This window comes from Albidovulum sp. (genome assembly GCF_049646345.1).
Classification (GTDB): domain Bacteria; phylum Pseudomonadota; class Alphaproteobacteria; order Rhodobacterales; family Rhodobacteraceae; genus Albidovulum.
This window is the reverse complement of the sequence record NZ_JBARVQ010000383.1, coordinates 1-2,069: the sequence shown is the minus strand read 5'-3', so window position 1 is coordinate 2,069 and position 2,069 is coordinate 1. Positions and strand designations below refer to the sequence as shown.

Here is a 2,069-nt window from a genome sequence, read left to right as displayed (position 1 = left end):
GCCCTGCCTCAGGAGGGACCGGGGGATGATAGCGGGGTGATGCCATGACGCCTCCTTGCCGATGGCATCAGGGTCGCCAAGGGGGCCGAAATCCTGGTTAATGCCCCGGGGTGAAATGGTTCGAATTGTCCATACTTGCCTCGGGCGTCCTGCCATTGCATACCCGCATCCATGGCGCGTCAGCTCGACTATCATACGATCCACGAGATCTTCAGCCGCTTCCGCAAGGCCGAGGCCGAACCGAAGGGCGAGCTGGAGCATGTGAATGCCTTTACGCTGGTGGTTGCCGTGGCCTTGTCGGCGCAGGCGACCGATGCGGGGGTGAACAAGGCGACGCGGGCCCTGTTCAAGGTTGCTGACACCCCGGAAAAGATGCTGGCGCTTGGCGAAGAGGGGCTGACCGAGCATATCAAGACCATCGGCCTCTTTCGCCAGAAGGCGAAGAACGTAATCAAGCTTTCCCGTATCCTTGCCGAGGCGTATGGCGGCGAGGTGCCATCCTCCCGCGCGGCCCTGCAATCCTTGCCGGGGGTCGGGCGCAAGACCGCGAATGTCGTCCTGAACATGTGGTTCCACCATCCGGCGCAGGCGGTCGACACCCATATCTTTCGTGTCGGCAACCGCACCGGCATCGCGCCGGGCAAGGATGTGGATGCGGTCGAACGCGCCATCGAGGACAACATTCCTGCGGAGTTCCAGCAACACGCCCATCACTGGCTTATCCTGCATGGCCGCTATATTTGCGTGGCGAGAAAGCCGAAATGCGGCGCCTGTCACATTCGTGACCTGTGTACCTTTGAGGAGAAAACATTTTGACCAAGCGATATCAGGTGGTTGGCATCGGCAATGCCATGGTCGACGTACTGACCCAGTGCGACGACGATTTTCTGGACTGGATGGGGATCGAGAAGGGGATCATGCAGCTTGTCGACCGGGAGCGGGGCGAGCTGTTATATGGTGCGATGAAAGAACGCACACAGGCACCGGGCGGGTCGGTCGGCAATACGCTGGCTGGGATCGGCAATCTGGGGCTGGCCACGGCCTTTGTCGGCAAGGTCAAGGACGATGCGCTGGGCCGGTTCTATGCCAAGTCGCTGGAGGCGGAGGGCACCGACTTTCCGAACCCGCCCGCGACCGACGCAGAACAGCCGACCTCACGCTCGATGATCTTCGTCAGTCAGGATGGCGAACGCTCGATGAACACCTATCTGGGGGCGGGGGCCGATTTCGGCCCCGAGGATCTGGATGAAGACGTGGTGAAATCCACTGATTATCTGTTCCTTGAGGGCTATCTCTTCGACAAGGATCAGGGCAAGGCCGCGTTCCTGAAGGCGGCCGAGGCCTGTCACACAGGCGGCGGCAAGGCTGGTATCTCGCTGTCCGACCCGTTCTGCGTCGACCGGCATCGCGCGGATTTCCGGCGGCTTGTGCATGACCAGATGGATTATGTGATCGGCAATCAGCATGAATGGTCCGCCCTCTATCAGACCGAGGATCTGGAGGCGGCGCTGAAACAGGCGCAGGCGGATTGTCCGCTGATTGTCTGCACCCGGTCGGGCGCGGATGTGGTCATCCTGCGCGGCGAGGAACGGGAAGAGGTGCCGGTGCACCGGGTTGTGCCGGTCGATGCGACCGGGGCGGGCGATCAGTTCGCGGCGGGCTTCCTCTACGGGCTCGCCACCGGTCAGCCTCTGGCCAAGGCCGGTCGCATGGGCTGCATCGCCGCGGCTGAGGTCATCAGCCATTTCGGCGCAAGGCCCGAGGCAGACGTCAAGGCGCTCTTCCGGGCGCAGGGGCTTATCTGATCGGGGCGCGGCCCATACCCTGACGGGTTGGGCCGCGGTTGCTTTCCGCCAGCGGTTTTGCCGACCGTCTGATTGGTGGCGCGGTGAAGGTCAGGGTCGCGAGTGTCTGCAATCGGGGTTTTCTGACAGGGAAATTGGCGGGCTTCGCCAGTCAGTGCCGCGCTAAACTGCCCTGGCCATCGCGAGGACGAAGCACGACCTCAATCAAGAAGAGGATTTGTGTTCATTTGGTTGAACCGTAGGTGGTTCACCTCATCGCAGTTC

General features: G+C 62.0%; 2 protein-coding genes. Both read left to right on the top strand.

Going from position 1 to position 2,069, the window contains the following annotated elements:
• Positions 1–171 precede the first annotated feature (171 nt).
• On the top strand, positions 172–816 hold the full coding sequence (gene nth, locus WBB85_RS09480) for an endonuclease III (protein WP_432638376.1): 645 nt from the start codon (positions 172–174) through the stop codon (positions 814–816).
• Positions 817–851: 35 nt separating this feature from the next.
• Positions 852–1,805: an adenosine kinase gene (locus WBB85_RS09475; protein WP_432638377.1), complete on the top strand. Its 954-nt coding sequence runs from the start codon at positions 852–854 to the stop codon at positions 1,803–1,805.
• The last annotated feature ends 264 nt before the right edge of the window (positions 1,806–2,069 follow it).